Here is a 17,093-nt window from a genome sequence, read left to right on the forward strand (position 1 = left end):
TCGTCCCCCTCGGCGGCTATTCAGCTGCGACTTTGACATCGCCGCGCGCAAGCGCCGAGCATTCGGCCATGACCGCTGAAGCGCGGGCAATCGGGTTGGTCAGGTAGAAATCCGTCACCGGCGAGCGGAACGGGGTCTTGTCGAAATTGCTGCCAGCCTTGCGGCCGCGAATGCCGGACACGTCGCCAACCGCGATCTCGTCGATCGCTGCGAAATGCGGGTGGGCGGCGTAGAGATGCGCGCGCAGCTGCGGCAGCGAATCGAATGGCAGCTTGTGGCCGAGCACGTCCGACAGAGCACGCAGGATTGCCCAGTCTTCCTTGGCGTCGCCAGGCGCGAAACCGGCGCGCGATGCCATCTGCACGCGGCCTTCCGTGTTCACATAGGTGCCGGACTTCTCGGTATAGGCCGAGCCCGGCAATATGACGTCTGCCTGATGGGCGCCATTGTCGCCATGGGTGCCGATATAGACGGTGAAGCCGGCCTTGCGGGCCGCGAAATCCAGTTCGTCCGCACCCAGAAGGAAGAGCACGTCGGTGTCGCCGAGCATCTCCGCGGCATTTTTGCCGCCCTGTCCCGGTACGAAGCCGAGGTCGAGAGCGCCGACGCGGGCTGCGGCCGTGTGGAGCACGCCGAAACCGTTCCAGTCTTCACTGACGACGCCGACCGCATCGGCGAGGGCGAGCACGCTGTCGAGCACCGCTGCGCCATCGGTGCGGGCCAGAGCGCCCTGCCCGACGATGATCATCGGCCGCTCGGCGTCCTGCAGAACCTTGAAGAAGTCACCCGAGCCATCGACGAGGCCAGCCAGCGTATCGGTGCCGGCGCCAAGATAGGTATATTCGTAGCGAAGGTCAGCCTCTTCGCCGATCACGCCAACGGGGAAGTTTTCCATCCGCCAGCGCTTGCGAATGCGCGCATTCAGGACCGAAGCCTCGAAGCGCGGATTGGCGCCGATGATCAGCAGCGCATCGGCATCCTCGATGCCTTCGATCGTCGGATTGAAGATGTAGGAGGCGCGGCCGAGCGACGGATCGAGCGCTGCACCGTCCTGCCGACAGTCGATATTGGTCGAGCCGAGCTTCTCCATGAGAAGCTTCAGCGCGTAGATTTCCTCGACAGCTGCGAGATCGCCGGCAATCGCGCCGATCCGATCTGCCGAGGTGGCGGACACCTGCGCCTTGATGGCTGCAAAGGCTTCGCCCCAGCTTGCCGGCTGCAGACGACCGTCGCGCTTCACATAAGGACGATCGAGGCGCTGCGTACGCAGGCCATCCCAGATAAAGCGGGTCTTGTCGGAGATCCACTCCTCATTGATCGCCTCGTTGATGCGCGGCATGATGCGCATGACTTCGCGGCCGCGCGTATCGACACGGATCGCGGAACCGCAGGCATCCATGACATCAATCGACTCGGTCTTGCCGAGCTCCCACGGACGCGCCTGGAAGGCGTAGGGCTTGGAGGTCAGCGCGCCGACCGGGCAAAGGTCGATCACGTTGCCCTGAAGCTCCGACGTCATCGCATGTTCGAGATAGGTGGTGATCTCGGCATCCTCGCCGCGGCCGACTAGGCCGAGCTCGGAAATGCCGGCGACTTCGGTCGTGAATCGAACGCAGCGCGTGCAGTGAATGCAGCGGTTCATGATCGTCTTGACGAGCGGGCCGATATATTTGTCTTCGACGGCGCGCTTGTTTTCGTAAAACCGCGAATTGTCCATGCCGAAGGCCATGGCCTGGTCTTGCAGGTCGCATTCGCCACCCTGGTCGCAGATCGGGCAATCGAGCGGGTGGTTGATGAGGAGGAACTCCATCACCCCTTCGCGCGCCTTCTTCACCATCGGCGTGGTGGTGAAGACTTCCGGCAATTCGCCGTTCGGGCCGGGACGCATGTCGCGCACGCCCATGGCGCAAGAGGCCGCCGGTTTCGGCGGGCCGCCCTTCACTTCGACCAGGCACATGCGGCAGTTGCCGGCGATCGAAAGTCGCTCATGGAAGCAGAATCGCGGAACCTCGGCGCCGGCTTCCTCACACGCCTGCAACAGCGTGTAGTGATCCGGAACCTCGATCTCTCTTCCGTCGATTTTCAACCTGGCCATTCTCAGTCCTCATGCGGCCGATGCCGCGTGTCTTTGAACCGCATCGGCGGCCGGCCCGGCTTTCGCATCGGACGGGCTGCCAGTGCAACCTATTTCTTGGCAAATCCCGCCGCTTGGCCGATCCAATCATCCCGGCCGATGCGGCCTTTCAACTGAAGATGATCCTCGACCCAGGCGATTTCCTTGTCGCTCCATGCTGCGATCTGGGCGAACGACCAGACGCCGAGCTTGTTCAGCACTTCTTCCACCTTCGGGCCGATCCCGGAAATCGTCTTCAGATCGTCCGGGTTTGCGGGCTTGGCCATGGAGGCCGGTGCGACCATCATCGCCTCCGCAGCCTTCACGGCGTCCGTCTGGACCTTGGCGACGGCTTCGACGGTCGCGTTTGCCGCCTTCTGCATCGATTTGGCCGCAACGGGCTCGGCCGACCGCACAGAAGCGGCCGAAGCCGATTTCACGGCCTTCTCGACAGCAGCCGTGCTCGAGGCAGCGGCGTCTTTCACGGACTGCTCCGCCTTGCGCGCAACTTTGGTCGCAGCTTCAGCGGTCTTCGTTGCCGTCTTGACGCTTTCGGCCACCGTCTCTTCTACAGCCTTCGAGGCCTTTTCAGTATGCTTCACGGCGTCATCGACGACTTTCGCACCAGCATTGGCCATGCCTTCGACATCAGCGGCCTTGAACGCTGTTTTCGCATCGAACGCCACCGGCGCGACGGGAAGACCGAACCGGCGGGATGCTTCCATCGCGCCCTGCATCGAGCCGAAGAAGATGCCCATCATCTGGCTGGCGGCACCCATGCCGATGGCACTTGCCGCAACTGCGGCAGCCGTCGGATGGGCCATCAGTGGCGACATCATGCGCGATGCCGGCATGGCCGACGCCATCTCGCTCATCATCTTCTGCATATCGGCGACCGGTTGCATCATCGTTTCCGGGGTCATGCCAAAGGGAAATGCTGCTTGCGACATAGGAGTGCTCCTTGCAGTCGTCATGAAGTCATCGTTCCCGTCTCGACGTTTCCTCTAGATCAGTCTTTGAACTGCGGCTTATTCGGCCGCTTGCAGTGTCGTGTTCCGGGTCGAATCGGCCCGGTAGGTGTATGCCTCGATGCGCTTTTCCATCTCCGGACGGAAATGGCGGATCAGGCCCTGGATCGGCCATGCCGCAGCATCGCCGAGCGCGCAGATCGTATGGCCTTCGACTTGCTTCGTCACATCGAAGAGCATGTCGATTTCGCGCTTCTGGGCGCGGCCTTCGACCATGCGTTCCATCACGCGCCACATCCAGCCCGTGCCTTCACGGCAGGGCGTGCACTGGCCGCAGCTCTCATGCTTGTAGAAGGCCGAGAGACGCGCGATCGCCTTGATGATGTCGGTCGACTTGTCCATCACGATGACCGCTGCCGTACCGAGACCGGACTTCAGATCGCGCAGCGAATCGAAATCCATCGGACAATCGATGATCTGGTCGGCCGGGACCACGGGTACGGACGAGCCACCGGGGATGACCGCCAGCAGATTTTCCCAGCCACCGCGAATGCCGCCGCAATGCTTGTCGATCAGTTCGCGAAATGGGATCGACATGGCTTCTTCGACGGTGCACGGCGTGTTGACGTGGCCGGATACGCAAAAAAGCTTGGTGCCCGTGTTGTTCGGCCGGCCGATGCCGGCGAACCAAGCACCACCGCGACGCAGGATGGTGGGTGCAACGGCGATCGACTCGACGTTGTTGACGGTCGTCGGGCAGCCGTAGAGGCCAACATTCGCCGGGAATGGCGGCTTCAGGCGCGGCTGGCCCTTCTTGCCTTCGAGGCTTTCGAGAAGCGCCGTCTCTTCACCGCAAATATAGGCGCCGGCGCCGTGGTGGAGGTAGAGATCGAAATCCCATCCGCACTTGTTGCCGGTGCCGAGCAGGCCGGCGTCGTAGCATTCGTCGATCGCGGCCTGCAGGGCTTCGCGTTCGCGCATGTATTCACCGCGCAGATAGATGTAGCCGACATGGGCGCCCATGGCGAAACCGGCAATCACGCAGCCTTCGATCAGCGTATGCGGATCGTTGCGCATGATGTCCCGGTCCTTGCAGGTGCCGGGCTCGGATTCGTCGGCGTTGACGACCAAGTAGTGCGGGCGGCCGTCGCTTTCCTTCGGCATGAAGGACCATTTCAATCCCGTCGGGAAGCCGGCACCGCCGCGTCCACGGAGGCCCGACGCCTTCATCTCGGAAATGACCCAGTCACGGCCATTGGCGATGAGGATATCGGTGCCATCCCAATGGCCGCGATTCATCGCCGCTTTCAGCGACTTGTCCTTGAGGCCGTAGATATTGGTGAAGATGCGATCTTCGTCTTTCAGCATCGTTCAGACCTTCCTTATCGCGGCTTCTTGCCAAAGACGCGGATGTATTCCGCCTCGCCACCCTTGGCGAGCGCCTCGGCCTGGCGGACCCAGTCGTCGCGCTCGATGCGGCCGGAAAATTTCAGGTGATCGTCGACCCAGGCGCGCTCGGCGGCCGTCAGGCTCGCAACGCGCTCATAGGTCCAGATCCCCAGATCGTTCAGCTTCGCTTCGATCCTCGGGCCGATACCAGAGATGAGCTTGAGATCGTCCGGCTGTGCCGGCTTCTCGACAGGCGCCGGCTTGTTGGCTTCATCGACTGGAGCTGACTGCGTCGACGCTGTGGTGGCAGCCGGCGCCTCGGTGCGATCACCGCCGGTGCGGCCGCTTGCTGCCGGGGCTGTGTCGCCTTCGGCCTGCTTCGGATCGGCAGGCTCGCCGCCTGCCTCGTCCTTGGTCTTCGAGGGGCCGCCGGGGCCTTTGGCGTCCTGCGGGCTTGCGACCGTCGGATCAGCTTCGAGCGGCACGCCCTTCTGCGCCGGCCGACCCTTCTCGACGGCTTCTTCGCCACCGGCAGCGCCTTCGGGCGCGGACGGCTTGACGGCGCGCTCGGCCACGTCGCGATCGGCGACACGCTGCATCGCTTCCTCATCGAGCAGGGTTGTCGCCCCACCGAGCGGCGCGGACAGGTGCCGGCCGTTCTGCGGACCCGGCGTCACCGAAGCGCCCTCGCCCGCATCGAACCTGTCGATGATGTCGGCCAGTTGCTCGGGCGTCAGGTCCTCGTAGGCGTCCTTGAAGATCATCACCATCGGTGCGTTAACGCACGCACCCTGGCATTCGACTTCTTCCCAGGAGAGCGTGCCCGTTGCATTGGTGTGGAACGGCTGCGCATGAATCTTCTCGCGGCAGACGCGCATCAGGTCTTCCGAGCCGCGCAGCATGCACGGCGTCGTTCCGCAGACCTGCACATGGGCGCGCGTGCCGACCGGCTTCAGCTGGAACTGGGTGTAGAAGGTCGCCACTTCGAGCGCGCGGATATACGGCATCGACAGCATGTCGGCGATGCCTTCGATCGCGGCCTTGGTGACCCAGCCTTCCTGCTCCTGCGCCCGCATCAGAAGCGGGATGATGGCCGACTGCTGGCGCCCTTCAGGATATTTGCGAATGGTCGCCTGAGCCCAGTCGGCATTTTCCGCATTGAAGGCGAAGGCCGGGGGTTGAACATGGTCTTCAGCAAGACGACGCACGGACATTTCGCAATTGCCTCTCTAGTCGATTTCGCCACAGCGCGAATTCGACAGCGTCACGAATTCGCAGGCATAGGCGGAGCCTTCCTTCTGCAGGAAGACGACGAATCTGTTTCCGGTCGGCGATGACGCCTTGATCTCGTAGCCTTCGGCAACCAGAGCGCCCATGGAGCGGGAACCGGACGATACCGCACCCGAAGGACCGCCGAGCGAGCTCGATGGATTGGCTGTCTGCGCCGCGGCCGGCGACGCCGCCAGACCTAGCACTATGAGCGCGACCAGCCTCCGCATCAGCGATCAACCTCGCCGAACACGATATCGAGCGAGCCGAGGATCGCCGACACGTCGGCCAACTGGTGACCACGGCAGATAAAGTCCATCGCCTGAAGATGCGCATAGCCAGGTGCGCGGATCTTGCAGCGATAGGGGCGGTTCGTGCCGTCGGACACGAGATAGACGCCGAATTCGCCCTTGGGCGCTTCAACGGCGGCGTAGACCTCGCCTTCCGGCACGCGATAGCCCTCGGTGTAGAGCTTGAAGTGGTGAATGAGCGCTTCCATCGACCGCTTCATCTCGCCCCGCTTCGGCGCAACGATCTTGCCGTCACGCGAAGAGACCGGGCCGATCTTGTCCTTGCCGAGCAGGCGCTCGACGCATTGCTTCATGATGCGGGCCGACTGGCGCATCTCTTCCATGCGGATGAGATAGCGATCGTAGCAGTCGCCGTTCTTGCCGATCGGGATGTCGAACTCGAAATCCGAATAGCACTCATAGGGCTGCGAGCGGCGCAGGTCCCAGGCGGCGCCCGAGCCTCTCACCATCACGCCCGAGAAACCCCAGGCCCAGCATTCGTCGAGCGTCACGACGCCGATATCGGCGTTACGCTGCTTGAAGATGCGGTTTTCCGTCAGAAGCTCGTCGATGTCGTCGACCGTCTTGAGGAATGGATCGCACCATTTGCCGATATCCTCGACGAGCTGTTCCGGCAGGTCCTGGTGGACGCCGCCCGGCCGCACATAGGCAGCGTGCATGCGCGAGCCGGACGCCCGCTCGTAGAACACCATCAGCTTTTCGCGCTCTTCGAAGCCCCAGAGCGGCGGCGTCAGCGCACCGACGTCCATGGCCTGCGTGGTCACGTTCAGAAGGTGCGAGAGGATGCGGCCGATCTCGGAATAGAGCACGCGGATCAGCTGGCCGCGGATCGGCACCTCGACGCCTGCGAGACGTTCGACGGCAAGCGCGAAAGCATGCTCCTGGTTCATCGGCGCGACATAGTCGAGGCGGTCGAAATACGGGATCGCCTGCGTGTAGGTCTTGTGCTCGATCAGCTTTTCAGTGCCGCGATGCAGGAGCCCGATATGCGGATCGACGCGCTCGACGATTTCACCGTCAAGCTCCAGCACGAGGCGCAAAACGCCGTGCGCGGCCGGATGCTGCGGGCCGAAATTGATATTGAAGTTGCGGACGTTGTGTTCGGTCATGACCTACTGGCTCTTCTTTTCGTCGCCGGGCAGCACGTAGTCGGTGCCTTCCCATGGCGAGAGGAAGTCGAAGTCGCGATATTCCTGGCGCAGTTCCACCGGATCGTAGACGACGCGCTTGACCTCGTCGTCGTAGCGAACCTCGACGAAGCCCGTCAGCGGAAAATCCTTGCGCAGCGGATGGCCCTCGAAACCGTAGTCGGTGAGGATGCGGCGCAGGTCAGGATGGCCGGTGAACAGGATGCCGTAAAGATCGTAGGCCTCGCGCTCGAACCAGTCTGCACCGGGATAGACGCCGCAAAGCGACGGCACCGGCACGTCCTCGCCCGTCATGAGCTTCAGACGAATGCGCAGGTTCTGGCGCGGGGACAGGAGATGATAGACCACGTCGAAACGCTCGGCCCTGCCCGGCCAGTCGACGCCGCAGATGTCGATGAAATTCACGAACTGGCACTGCGGATCGTCGCGCAGGAACGTCGCCAGCTCGATCAATCCGGATGGCTGCACGTGCAGTGTCAGCTCGCCGAACGCGATTTTCGCATCGGTGACGAGAGCCCCACGCTCTTCACGAATGTAGGCCGCAAGCTCTTTCAGCCCGGCGCTCGTAACAGCAATATCCAACCGTTTTCTCCACAAAGGGAAGCGGCCGCCCAGCCCAGCGCCGGACGCCGCGGCACGCGTCAGCGCTCGATGGTACCCGTGCGCCGGATTTTCTTCTGCAGCAGCATGACGCCGTAAAGCAGGGCTTCGGCGGTCGGCGGGCAACCCGGGACATAGATGTCGACAGGCACGACGCGGTCGCAGCCGCGCACCACCGAGTAGGAATAATGGTAGTAGCCGCCGCCATTGGCACAGGAGCCCATGGAAATCACGTAGCGCGGCTCCGGCATCTGGTCGTAGACCTTGCGGAGCGCCGGCGCCATCTTGTTGGTCAGCGTACCGGCAACGATCATGACGTCGGACTGGCGCGGACTTGCGCGCGGCGCAAAGCCGAAACGCTCGGCGTCATAGCGCGGCATCGACATCTGCATCATCTCGACCGCGCAGCAGGCAAGGCCGAACGTCATCCACATGAGCGAGCCCGTGCGTGCCCACTTGATCAGTTCATCTGTCGAGGTGACGAGAAAACCGCGATCGGCCAGCTCGTTGTTGATCTCACCAAAAAACGCGTCGTCATGGCCGATCGGCTTGCCGGTATTCGGGTCGATGATACCTGATGAAGCAGGAGCTACCATGGTGGCGCCGCCCTGTGCCGCCGGGCGCTGCGGGTACGCTACTGCCATTCGAGCGCTCCCTTCTTCCATTCATAGATAAAGCCGACGGTCAGCACGGCAAGGAAGCTCATCATTGACCAGAAGCCGATCCAGCCGATGTCATTGAAGGACACCGCCCAAGGGAAAAGGAAGGCCACTTCGAGGTCGAAGATAATGAAGAGAATCGCCACGAGATAGAATCGGATATCGAACTTCATGCGGGCGTCGTCGAACGCGTTGAAGCCGCATTCGTAAGCCGACAGCTTTTCCTGGTCCGGCGCGCGATAGGCGACGAGGAATGGCGCCAGGAGCAGCGCACATCCGATGAAAAGCGAAAGCCCCAGGAAGATGGCGATGGGGACGTAGGAACCGAGAAGTTCGTTCATGATGGCTGCCTCTTGCTTCCGAGGCATCCTCAAAGGTCGCGCGAGACGGCCAAGATGCCCAATCGTTCGGAAGCAGGTCATGTTGCAATGCGGTGTCTGACTATCGCACGGGGACACGCGAAGCAAGGGCGAACGCCGCCAATTCAACCCTCGATGTCGTCTTGATGACGGGCGAGTGGCCCGCTCCACGAGACGTCGTCGTCAACCATGCGCAAATGGTACCGCAAAGCGCGCAATCCGGCGTGACGCCCAACCACGAGCAGCGATGAAAAGAAGAGCGAGATGCGTACTCACACGAGGCGTGAGCGCCACTTTCCAACATTCTGAAGTATCAGAGGAAAGTGGCGCGAGTGACGGGGCTCGAACCCGCGACCTCCGGCGTGACAGGCCGGCACTCTAACCAACTGAGCTACACCCGCATCCATGAAGCGAAGCAGTGACCGCGTTTTGTGTGGGCCGCGCTTCGTTCGTGGCGGCTGAATAGGACCTTGCTTCGGGGCTGTCAAGCGCGGGATGGACGAAATACGACAATTGCACGACGCCAATTTTCCGCCAGCCATCTCTCGCCATGGCTCTGCACAATCGGCGCGTTTTTCTCTTGCACTGCCCATCCAAAACGCCTAGATGGACGCCCGTACCGCCGGTCACCGTTACCGGCCGGGGGCGATTAGCTCAGTTGGTAGAGCGCCTCGTTTACACCGAGGATGTCGGCAGTTCGAGCCTGTCATCGCCCACCATTCCCCCCTCTCTTTTTTCTGCATTGCCGGTCATCTGTTGGCCGCTATAACTTCTGCTCGTACGCGTGTGGCCAATTGCCGATCAGCTTTTTCGGCCATTGACGATGTTCTTTATTTGTTCCAATTCTCGGCGATGCCTCGCCCGATCCGAACGCTTGAAGATGCCGCGCGCCACGGCCTTTATATTCAGGCCGAGTGCCTTCCCTGTGACCGGAAGGCGCTGTTTTTCTCGCTGGATCTGACCCAGTTCGTTCATCCGAGTCGGTCGATCCAGAACGTGCCATTTCGGTGCAAGCAATGCGGGTCGCGCCGGCTGAAGACATATGTGGTGGAACGCGACAACGAACGCATTCGCGAAGCGGTCGTCTGGCGGCCGATGCGGATGAAATGGTGAGTCGCTTGGTCTCGCCGTGACTAAAAAGCTCAGGCGGGCCTCCATCTGCGGCCGGGGTTGCCGCAGAACGATATGCCCGACATCCTGCCACGCCCTCGTGGTTCGACAGGCTCACCATGAGGGCTGAGCGGGATTCCGCCGGACAACCTCATGGTCGGTCGAAGGCTGATTCCATTTCGCGGCGAATGCGAACGGCCTGGCTGTCCTCGATCGCCACATCGGCCCATGTAACGACTGCGCCAGCGGCGACGTCGCGGGTGAGTTTCACGCCGTGGGCGAGACCGATCGGAAGCGCGCCGAAAGCAAGCGAGCGCTCGGCCGGCATGAGTTTGCCCCACACCGTATAGCCACCCTCTCCGTCGAGCATTTCGCCGGCCTTCAAGGCGCGCTTGGAGACGGCGGCGACGTCGGCCGAGAAGCTCACCGGCTCGCCGGTCGGCTCGTTGCGCAGCGCGGCGGACGCAACGCTGACGGGAAGCTCCAGTCCAATCAGATGGGATGGTCGGTAGAGCGAGGCGTATCGGCCGGAGCGGTCGGTCGCGACCTGATATTCCTTGAAGCAGCGCCTTGCATAGTTACCGCGGGCGCCCTCGTCCTCGGCCTCGAAGGTCACGTAGACGCCCCAGCGCAGATCACCGAAGACATGGCGGCCATCGCGCTCCTCGCTCGAGATCACCTCGACCATGCCGCTCTTTTCCAAAAGCCCGCCTTGGGCGCGCGGCTTCAGGATATCGGCGAGGTCGTGAACCCCGCAGGGCGGGAACGAAAGGCCGTCTTCAGGCGCAACCAAGCCCGTCGCATTGGCAATCGCTGCCATCTCGATCGCGGATTTTGTGCCGTCGATGAAGGAATTGAACATTTGCGGGTTCATGCCGCCCTTGGCAGCATCTTCCGGCGTGATCCCATAATGGCCCCAGACGGTGTCGGGTGTGGAGCAGCTGTATTCGGGCAGATATTTGGTGCCCTTGCCGGCAGCCACGACCCGGAAGCCGCAGGTGCGGGCCCAGTCCACCATTTCGCAGACGAGCGCCGGCTGGTCGCCATAGGCCATGGCGTAGACAAGCCCGGCACGGCGGAAACGTTCGGCCAGCAGAGGGCCGGCGAGCACGTCCGCCTCGACATTGACCATGACGATGTGGCGGCCATGCTCGGCGGCAAGCAGCGCGTGCCGCACGCCGGCGGCGGGATTGCCGGTCGCATCGACCACCACATCCAGCCCATCGGCCTTAATCAGCGCTTCCGAATCCTCGGTGATCATCGTGCGGCCGGAGGACCGGGCGTCGTCGAAGGATTGAGCCATCGCCGGATCGGCATCCCAACCGGTTGCCTCAAGCGCCTTGCGGGCACGCTCGGCCGACAGGTCCGCAATGCCCATCAGGTGCATGCCGGGGATGGTTCGAACCTGCGACAAAAACATCGAGCCGAATTTTCCAGACCCGATGAGGCCGACGCGAACGGGCCGGCCCTCCTCTGCCCTGCGGCAGAGCTTGGCGTATAGGTTCATGGTTGTCCTCCCCGGGCGTTTTGGATGTTACTCAGCCGCCTCCAGCGTCCGTGTGGCGGCAAGGCCGGCGGGCTTCGGCCCGCCATAGGCCCAGTCCAGAAGCTCTACCGTATGGATGACGGGAATGGCCGTGCCGCTCGCGATCTGGGTGATGCAGCCGATATTGCCGGTCGCCACGACATCCGGTCGCGTATTCTCGATATTGGCGATCTTGCGCGTCTTCAGTCGGGCCGAAATTTCCGGCTGCATGATGTTGTAAGTGCCGGCCGACCCACAGCACAGATGACCTTCGGGCGGGTCCTTCACCATGAAGCCTGCCGCCTTCAGAAGGTCCTTCGGCTGGCGCGTGATCTTCTGGCCGTGCTGCATGGAGCAGGCCGAATGATAAGCCACCGTCAGCGGCTCGGGTGCCGCGACCGCGGGGATCGCGAGCGTCATCAGATATTCGGTGATGTCCTTGGTCCGCTCCGAAACGATTCTCGCCTTTTCAGAATAGGCCGGATCGAGCCGGAGCATGTAGCCGTAATCCTTGATCGTCGTGCCGCAGCCGGATGCGGTAATGATGATCGCGTCGAGCCCCCGCTCGATCTCGCGCGTCCAGACATCGACATTGCGCCTTGCCGATTCGAGCGCCGCTTCCTCGCGCCCCATATGATGCACCAGCGCGCCGCAACAGCCTTCGCCTTCCGGCACCACGACCTCGATGCCGAGGCGCGTAAGAAGCCGGATGGTCGCTTCGTTGATGGACGGCTTCAGGACCGGCTGGGCGCATCCGGTGAGGATCGCCACGCGGCCACGGCGGGTACCGGTGGCGGCCCGCGCACCCGGCTCCGCGGACTTGGACTTGCCGGGCACCGACGAGGGCGCCAGGCGCAGCATGGCGGCAAAGGGCTTCAGCGGCTTCACCGAATCGAAGAGCGGCGCCAGCGGACGGCCGAGCCGCGCCGCGCTCAGCGCCAGCCGGAAGCGCGCGGGATACGGCAACACGGCCGCGAGCACCTGGCGCGTCAGCCTGTTCATCAGCGGCCGCTTGTAGGTCTTCTCGATGTGGACGCGGGCATGATCGACGAGGTGCATATAATTCACGCCCGAGGGGCACGTGGTCATGCAGGCAAGGCACGAGAGACAACGATCGATATGCGTCACAATCTCCCTGTCGGCCGGCCGATCGTTTTCCAGCATGTCCTTGATCAGGTAGATCCGACCCCGCGGGCTATCGAGCTCGTTGCCGAGCGTCACATAGGTCGGGCACGTCGCGGTGCAGAAGCCGCAGTGGACGCATTTGCGCAGGATCTTTTCCGATTCGGCGACGCCGGGATCGGCAAGCTGTGCGGCAGAGAATTTCGTTTCCAAAGCAGCGAATCCTAGAAAAGCCAGCTCTGCGGATTGGGCATCGGCTCCTCGCGCGATGCTTTCTGCAGGCCTGCGATGATGCGAACGATTGCCCAGATCGCGACGAGAATCATCAGCAGGAAGCCGATCGCGACGAGCGCCAGGATCGAGCTGATGATGGTGTAGAGAACGCCGATCCAGAAGGTGCGGATCGCCCATGTGTAATGCGTCTCAGCCCAGGGCTGCGCGGTGCCGCGGCTCATATAGGCCATGATCAGGCCGACGAACGCCGTGACGCCGACAATGGCGCTGACGAGATAGAGGCCGTAGATCAACATGATGTTGTTCTTGCCGGGCTCGAACCATCCGCCGCCATTGGGTGTGCTGCCACCGGGCAGCGGCGTTCTTGGGCCTTCCTCGTGCAAGCTCATCGATGTCTGCCTTTCAATATTTGTCGCTCACGCAGGCTCGGGCGCCTTCAGCGCGGCCATGCGACCCGGATTGAGGATGCCGATCGGATCGAACTCGGCCTTGAGACGTGCAGATAGAGCCGCAAGCGGACCGGGCTGCGGTTGGAACACGTCCACCGAGCGACGCAATTCCGGCGCGGCCCGCACCAGCGTTGCGTGACCTCCGCCGACCGCGCGGATCGCTTGGCGCAGGCCCACCGCATCGGCGCCCGCCTCCATGCGCAGCCAGACAAGGCCACCCTGCCAGTCGTAGAAGGCATCGATCCCGGCCTTGAGCCGCAACGCTGCCACCAGCGCATGGCCTTCCATCGGCGCGACGGAAACGCGCCAGACAGGCCTCATCGTGCCATCGGCAAAGGGCTTCACATCTCGGACTTCCTGCCAGAGCTGGCGTGACTGAGCGTCATCGAGCCTTTCGGTCGGCCCGAATGGCGCCAGCAGCTGTGCGAGCCTTTCGAAACGATAGTCGACTGACGGACCGAAGCCTTCGAGCCGCAGCACAGTGGCCGCACGCGGCAGCTGACCGTCGATGAAGCGCCCCTTTACGCTTTCCGGCAGATGGGCAGCGCTCGCCACCTCGCCGCTCGATCCCATGGCGAGCGACATCGCGGCAGTCGCATCGCTGTCGGTCAGCCCGAACAACACCGAGGTTGCTTCGGTTTGCGCGCGCGGGAGCACCTTCATGGTCACTTCGGTCAGCACGGCAAGGGTTCCCCAGGAACCCGCGAGACCCTTGGAAAGATCGTAACCGGTGACGTTTTTGACGACGCGGCCGCCCGATTTGACGATCTCGCCCCGCCCGGTGACGCAGCGGATGCCGAGCACATGATCGCGCGCCGCTCCCGCCTTCAGCCGGCGTGGCCCGGCGAGATTGGCCGCCAGCATGCCGCCGATCGTGCCCCTGCCCGGCTCTTCGCCGAGAAGCGGCCCATAATCCATAGGTTCGAATTCGAAACGCTGGTTGTTCTCGGCAAGCACTTTCTCGATTTCGACGAGCGGCGTCCCGGCCCAGGCGGCCAGCACCAGTTCGTCGGGTTCGTAAAGCGTCAGTCCATTCAGATCGGCGAGCGACAGCGTCTCCGCCGTCTGCATCGGCCTTCCGATCGCGCGCTTGGACCCGTGGCCAACGATTTCGAGCGGCGTCTTTTCAACGGCAGCCCAGGCGACGGCGTCGCGCACCTGGTCTTCGGTCGTGGGGCGAAGATGAGGATCGCCGCTTGTCATAGTCACCTGTCCGGCTGCCATCATCAAAACCGCGGAATGTCTGGAAACGGCATTGCGCCGGCATGGATATGCATGCGGCCGAGTTCGGCGCAGCGACGCAATTGCGGGAAGACCTTGCCGGGGTTCAGCAGATGCTTCTCGTCGAAGGCGCATTTGACCCTCATCTGCTGATCGAGATCGATCTCGTTGAACATCTCCGGCATCAGCTCCCGCTTCTCGACGCCGACGCCGTGCTCACCGGTCAAGACGCCGCCGACTTTCACGCAAAGCCGCAGGATATCGGCACCGAACGCTTCCGCAGCGGCCAGTTCGCCCGGCTTGTTGGCATCGTAGAGAATCAGCGGATGAAGGTTGCCGTCACCGGCGTGGAAGACATTGGCGACGCGAAGGCCGTGGATCTCCGAAAGCTCCCGCATGCCGGCCAGAACGCGCGGCAGTTCTTTCCGCGGGATCGTGCCATCCATGCAAAGATAATCGGGCGAGATGCGGCCGACCGATGGGAAGGCGGCTTTTCGGCCTGCCCAGAAGGTGGCGCGCTCCTCTTCGCTCTTCGACACGCGGATCGTCGTCGCGCCGTTGCGAAGCGCCAGTGCCTCGACTTCGGCAAGCAGGAAATCGACTTCGGCTTCGGGCCCATCCAGTTCCACGATCAGCAGCGCTTCGACATCCAGCGGATAATCCGCGTGAACGAAGTCTTCGGCGGCGTGGATCGCCGGCCGGTCCATCATCTCCATGCCGCCTGGGATGATGCCGGCAGCGATGATGTCGGCCACGCACTGGCCGGCGGTCTCGGAGGTCGGGAAGCCAATGAGCGCTGCGCGCGCCGTTTCCGGCTTCTGCAGAATGCGCACGGTGACCTCCGTGACCACGCCGAGCAGACCTTCGGAGCCGGTCATCAGGGCCAGCAGGTCATAGCCTTCGGAATCAAGGTGCTTGCCGCCGAGCCGGACTTTGTCACCATTGATCAGAACGACTTCGAGGCCGAGCACATTGTTGGTGGTCAACCCGTATTTCAGGCTGTGAACACCACCGGAATTTTCGGCGATGTTGCCGCCGATGGAACATGCGATCTGCGACGATGGATCCGGCGCATAATAGAAGCCTTCGTCCTGCACCGCATGGGTAATGCCGAGATTGGTGACGCCGGGCTGCACGACGACCGCGCGGTTGGCGTAATCGATGTCCAGAACCCGATTGAAGCGCGACATGACCAGAAGCACGGCGTCGGCAAGCGGCAACGCACCGCCGGACAGCGACGTGCCCGAGCCGCGCGGAACGACGCGAATGCCGTTCTTGTGGCAATAGCGCAGTACGCGGCTCACCTGCTCCACGGTCTCCGGCAGGACGACGACGAGAGGCATCTGTCGGTAGGCCGTCAGCGCATCGGTTTCGAAGGCGCGCATCTCGCTGGTGGCATCGACCACGCCCTCGCCCGGCACGATATCGCGTAGATCCGCAACGATGCTCTTGCGGCGCGCCAGGACGTCCGCATCCGGCTCCGGCATCTTGAGCATGGGTGATCTCCCGTTTAGCTTCCCGCGTGTGGTCTATTTTGTTTACCAGACAATCCAGGGCATCCGCAATCGGCCGCAAGGATGCTTTCGCGCGAATACTGCGAAGGTCGAAATCCAATCCGTGAAGCGATGCGTAACACTCAATTGGCTCCACAAATCCGGGGTCGAGTTGGGGGCGGTCAGCCGAGGATGCGATGAACAATCTGGGCGATCTTGAAATATTTGCGCGCGTCGTCGCAGCCGGCAGCATGTCGTCTGCCGGTCGAGAACTCGGTCTCTCGCCGGCCGTGGTATCGAAACGACTGCGTCGCCTCGAAGATCGCCTGGGCACTCGACTTCTTCAGCGCACCACGCGGCAAATCTCACTGACGGAAGCCGGGCATGGCTTCTACGAGCGCGTTCTGGCCATTCTGGCCGGGATCGAGGAGGCCGAAGCCTTCGTCTCCAGACGTTCGGCACTTGCCCGCGGTACTCTCAAGGTATCCGCGCCCACTTCGTTCGGACGCATGCACATTGCGCCCCACATCAACAGCTTCATGCTGGCCAACCCCGATCTCGCCGTCAATCTGGTCTTGTCGGACGAGTTCGTCGACATTGTCGGCGATGGCTACGACGTGGCGATCCGCATTGCGGAACTGTCGGACTCGAGCCTGGTGGCGCGCAAGCTCGCGCCTGTGCAGCGCATTCTCTGCGCTTCCCCCGATTACATCGAGCGCATGGGCGAGCCGAAAAAGATAGGCGAGCTCGATCGTCACGTCTGCATCCCGTCGCACAACAGCGAGCCCTGGAAGATGGAAGGGCCGGATGGCGCGCTGATCTACCGGCCGCTCGGGCCGCTTGCGACCAATTCGTCCGAAGTCGTGCGCGAGTGCGTCATCGGGGGCGTCGGCATCGCCCTTCGGTCGACATGGGATGTCGGTCACGAATTGGCGAGCGGCCGGCTCGTCCGCGTGCTGCCCGACTATGAAGGATCGCGGAACGTGGCGATCCATGCGGTCTATGCGAGCCGACGATTCCTACCGGCCAAGATCCGCGTCTTCATCGATTTTCTTGCGGCCCTGTTCGGACCGACGCCCTACTGGGACCTGCCGAAACCACAGGTGGCCGACCTTGCGGCGCT

General features: G+C 62.8%; 15 protein-coding genes, 2 tRNA genes and 1 pseudogene. 2 read left to right on the top strand and 16 right to left on the bottom strand.

Annotated features, from left to right (window positions below):
- Window positions 1-16: 16 nt before the first annotated feature.
- From nuoG to D5400_RS14505, 10 genes are all read right to left on the bottom strand, one after another.
- A complete protein-coding gene (gene nuoG / locus D5400_RS14460) occupies window positions 17-2,095 on the bottom strand; it encodes an NADH-quinone oxidoreductase subunit NuoG (protein WP_126010657.1) in 2,079 nt (692 codons plus the stop codon).
- Window positions 2,096-2,184: 89 nt separating this feature from the next.
- Window positions 2,185-3,063: an NADH-quinone oxidoreductase subunit E gene (locus tag D5400_RS21375; protein ID WP_205665467.1), complete on the bottom strand. Its 879-nt coding sequence runs from the start codon at window positions 3,061-3,063 to the stop codon at window positions 2,185-2,187.
- Between the two features lie 78 nt (window positions 3,064-3,141).
- The gene (gene nuoF, locus D5400_RS14470) at window positions 3,142-4,449 is read right to left on the bottom strand and encodes an NADH-quinone oxidoreductase subunit NuoF (protein WP_126010658.1); all 1,308 of its coding nucleotides are present in this window, start codon (window positions 4,447-4,449) and stop codon (window positions 3,142-3,144) included.
- A 14-nt stretch (window positions 4,450-4,463) separates the two neighbouring features.
- The gene (locus D5400_RS14475; protein WP_126010659.1) at window positions 4,464-5,684 is read right to left on the bottom strand and encodes an NADH-quinone oxidoreductase subunit E; all 1,221 of its coding nucleotides are present in this window, start codon (window positions 5,682-5,684) and stop codon (window positions 4,464-4,466) included.
- 15 nt (window positions 5,685-5,699) lie between these two features.
- Window positions 5,700-5,969, bottom strand: a complete 270-nt coding sequence (locus tag D5400_RS14480; protein ID WP_126010660.1) for a hypothetical protein — start codon at window positions 5,967-5,969, stop codon at window positions 5,700-5,702.
- Window positions 5,969-7,159, bottom strand: a complete 1,191-nt coding sequence (locus tag D5400_RS14485; protein ID WP_126010661.1) for an NADH-quinone oxidoreductase subunit D — start codon at window positions 7,157-7,159, stop codon at window positions 5,969-5,971. The genes D5400_RS14480 and D5400_RS14485 overlap by 1 nt, the downstream gene beginning before the upstream one ends.
- A 3-nt stretch (window positions 7,160-7,162) precedes the next feature.
- Window positions 7,163-7,774 carry an NADH-quinone oxidoreductase subunit C gene (locus tag D5400_RS14490; protein ID WP_164528006.1) on the bottom strand — a complete coding sequence of 204 codons (612 nt, stop codon included), beginning with the start codon at window positions 7,772-7,774 and terminating at the stop codon, window positions 7,163-7,165.
- Between the two features lie 65 nt (window positions 7,775-7,839).
- Window positions 7,840-8,394, bottom strand: coding sequence for a NuoB/complex I 20 kDa subunit family protein (locus tag D5400_RS14495; RefSeq protein ID WP_164528007.1), 555 nt, complete (start codon window positions 8,392-8,394; stop codon window positions 7,840-7,842).
- Between the two features lie 38 nt (window positions 8,395-8,432).
- The gene (locus D5400_RS14500) at window positions 8,433-8,798 is read right to left on the bottom strand and encodes an NADH-quinone oxidoreductase subunit A (protein ID WP_126010663.1); all 366 of its coding nucleotides are present in this window, start codon (window positions 8,796-8,798) and stop codon (window positions 8,433-8,435) included.
- A 342-nt stretch (window positions 8,799-9,140) separates the two neighbouring features.
- Window positions 9,141-9,217, bottom strand: a tRNA-Asp gene (locus D5400_RS14505).
- Window positions 9,218-9,459: 242 nt separating this feature from the next.
- On the opposite strand from D5400_RS14505, the gene D5400_RS14510 reads away from it, so the two are divergent.
- Window positions 9,460-9,535 (top strand) — tRNA-Val (locus tag D5400_RS14510).
- A gap of 82 nt (window positions 9,536-9,617) precedes the next feature.
- Here the strand turns inward: D5400_RS14510 and D5400_RS21205 are convergent.
- From D5400_RS21205 to D5400_RS14535, 6 genes are all read right to left on the bottom strand, one after another.
- A complete protein-coding gene (locus D5400_RS21205) occupies window positions 9,618-9,791 on the bottom strand; it encodes a hypothetical protein (protein ID WP_164527901.1) in 174 nt (57 codons plus the stop codon).
- Window positions 9,792-10,077: 286 nt separating this feature from the next.
- Window positions 10,078-11,433 carry an NAD(P)H-dependent oxidoreductase gene (locus tag D5400_RS14515; protein WP_126010664.1) on the bottom strand — a complete coding sequence of 452 codons (1,356 nt, stop codon included), beginning with the start codon at window positions 11,431-11,433 and terminating at the stop codon, window positions 10,078-10,080.
- A 27-nt stretch (window positions 11,434-11,460) separates the two neighbouring features.
- Entirely contained in the window at window positions 11,461-12,786 is a 1,326-nt protein-coding gene (glcF, locus tag D5400_RS14520; RefSeq protein WP_126010665.1) for a glycolate oxidase subunit GlcF, read from the bottom strand.
- An 11-nt stretch (window positions 12,787-12,797) separates the two neighbouring features.
- Window positions 12,798-13,196, bottom strand: coding sequence for a magnetosome magnetite crystal formation protein family (locus tag D5400_RS14525; protein WP_205665468.1), 399 nt, complete (start codon window positions 13,194-13,196; stop codon window positions 12,798-12,800).
- Between the two features lie 27 nt (window positions 13,197-13,223).
- Window positions 13,224-14,459 carry a glycolate oxidase subunit GlcE gene (gene glcE / locus D5400_RS14530; protein ID WP_126010666.1) on the bottom strand — a complete coding sequence of 412 codons (1,236 nt, stop codon included), beginning with the start codon at window positions 14,457-14,459 and terminating at the stop codon, window positions 13,224-13,226.
- A 23-nt stretch (window positions 14,460-14,482) separates the two neighbouring features.
- Window positions 14,483-15,973: an FAD-linked oxidase C-terminal domain-containing protein gene (locus D5400_RS14535; RefSeq protein WP_126010667.1), complete on the bottom strand. Its 1,491-nt coding sequence runs from the start codon at window positions 15,971-15,973 to the stop codon at window positions 14,483-14,485.
- Window positions 15,974-16,167: 194 nt separating this feature from the next.
- Between D5400_RS14535 and D5400_RS14540 the strand changes: the two are divergent.
- Window positions 16,168-17,058 (top strand): annotated as a pseudogene (locus D5400_RS14540) (LysR family transcriptional regulator); the annotation flags it as partial.
- Window positions 17,059-17,093: the final 35 nt, after the last annotated feature.

The sequence above is a fragment of the Georhizobium profundi genome (assembly GCF_003952725.1).
Classification (GTDB): Bacteria; Pseudomonadota; Alphaproteobacteria; order Rhizobiales; family Rhizobiaceae; genus Georhizobium; species Georhizobium profundi.

Coding starts and splice junctions, on each gene's coding strand:
- D5400_RS14535 (WP_126010667.1), bottom strand. CDS start 15,973: ATGCTCAAGATGCCGGAGCCGGATGCGGACGTCCTGGCGCGCCGCAAG.
- D5400_RS14500 (WP_126010663.1), bottom strand. CDS start 8,798: ATGAACGAACTTCTCGGTTCCTACGTCCCCATCGCCATCTTCCTGGGG.
- D5400_RS14495 (WP_164528007.1), bottom strand. CDS start 8,394: ATGGTAGCTCCTGCTTCATCAGGTATCATCGACCCGAATACCGGCAAG.
- nuoG (WP_126010657.1), bottom strand. CDS start 2,095: ATGGCCAGGTTGAAAATCGACGGAAGAGAGATCGAGGTTCCGGATCAC.
- D5400_RS14485 (WP_126010661.1), bottom strand. CDS start 7,159: ATGACCGAACACAACGTCCGCAACTTCAATATCAATTTCGGCCCGCAG.
- D5400_RS14475 (WP_126010659.1), bottom strand. CDS start 5,684: ATGTCCGTGCGTCGTCTTGCTGAAGACCATGTTCAACCCCCGGCCTTC.
- glcE (WP_126010666.1), bottom strand. CDS start 14,459: ATGACAAGCGGCGATCCTCATCTTCGCCCCACGACCGAAGACCAGGTG.
- nuoF (WP_126010658.1), bottom strand. CDS start 4,449: ATGCTGAAAGACGAAGATCGCATCTTCACCAATATCTACGGCCTCAAG.
- D5400_RS14515 (WP_126010664.1), bottom strand. CDS start 11,433: ATGAACCTATACGCCAAGCTCTGCCGCAGGGCAGAGGAGGGCCGGCCC.
- D5400_RS14525 (WP_205665468.1), bottom strand. CDS start 13,196: ATGAGCTTGCACGAGGAAGGCCCAAGAACGCCGCTGCCCGGTGGCAGC.
- D5400_RS21375 (WP_205665467.1), bottom strand. CDS start 3,063: ATGTCGCAAGCAGCATTTCCCTTTGGCATGACCCCGGAAACGATGATG.
- D5400_RS14480 (WP_126010660.1), bottom strand. CDS start 5,969: ATGCGGAGGCTGGTCGCGCTCATAGTGCTAGGTCTGGCGGCGTCGCCG.
- D5400_RS21205 (WP_164527901.1), bottom strand. CDS start 9,791: ATGAACGAACTGGGTCAGATCCAGCGAGAAAAACAGCGCCTTCCGGTC.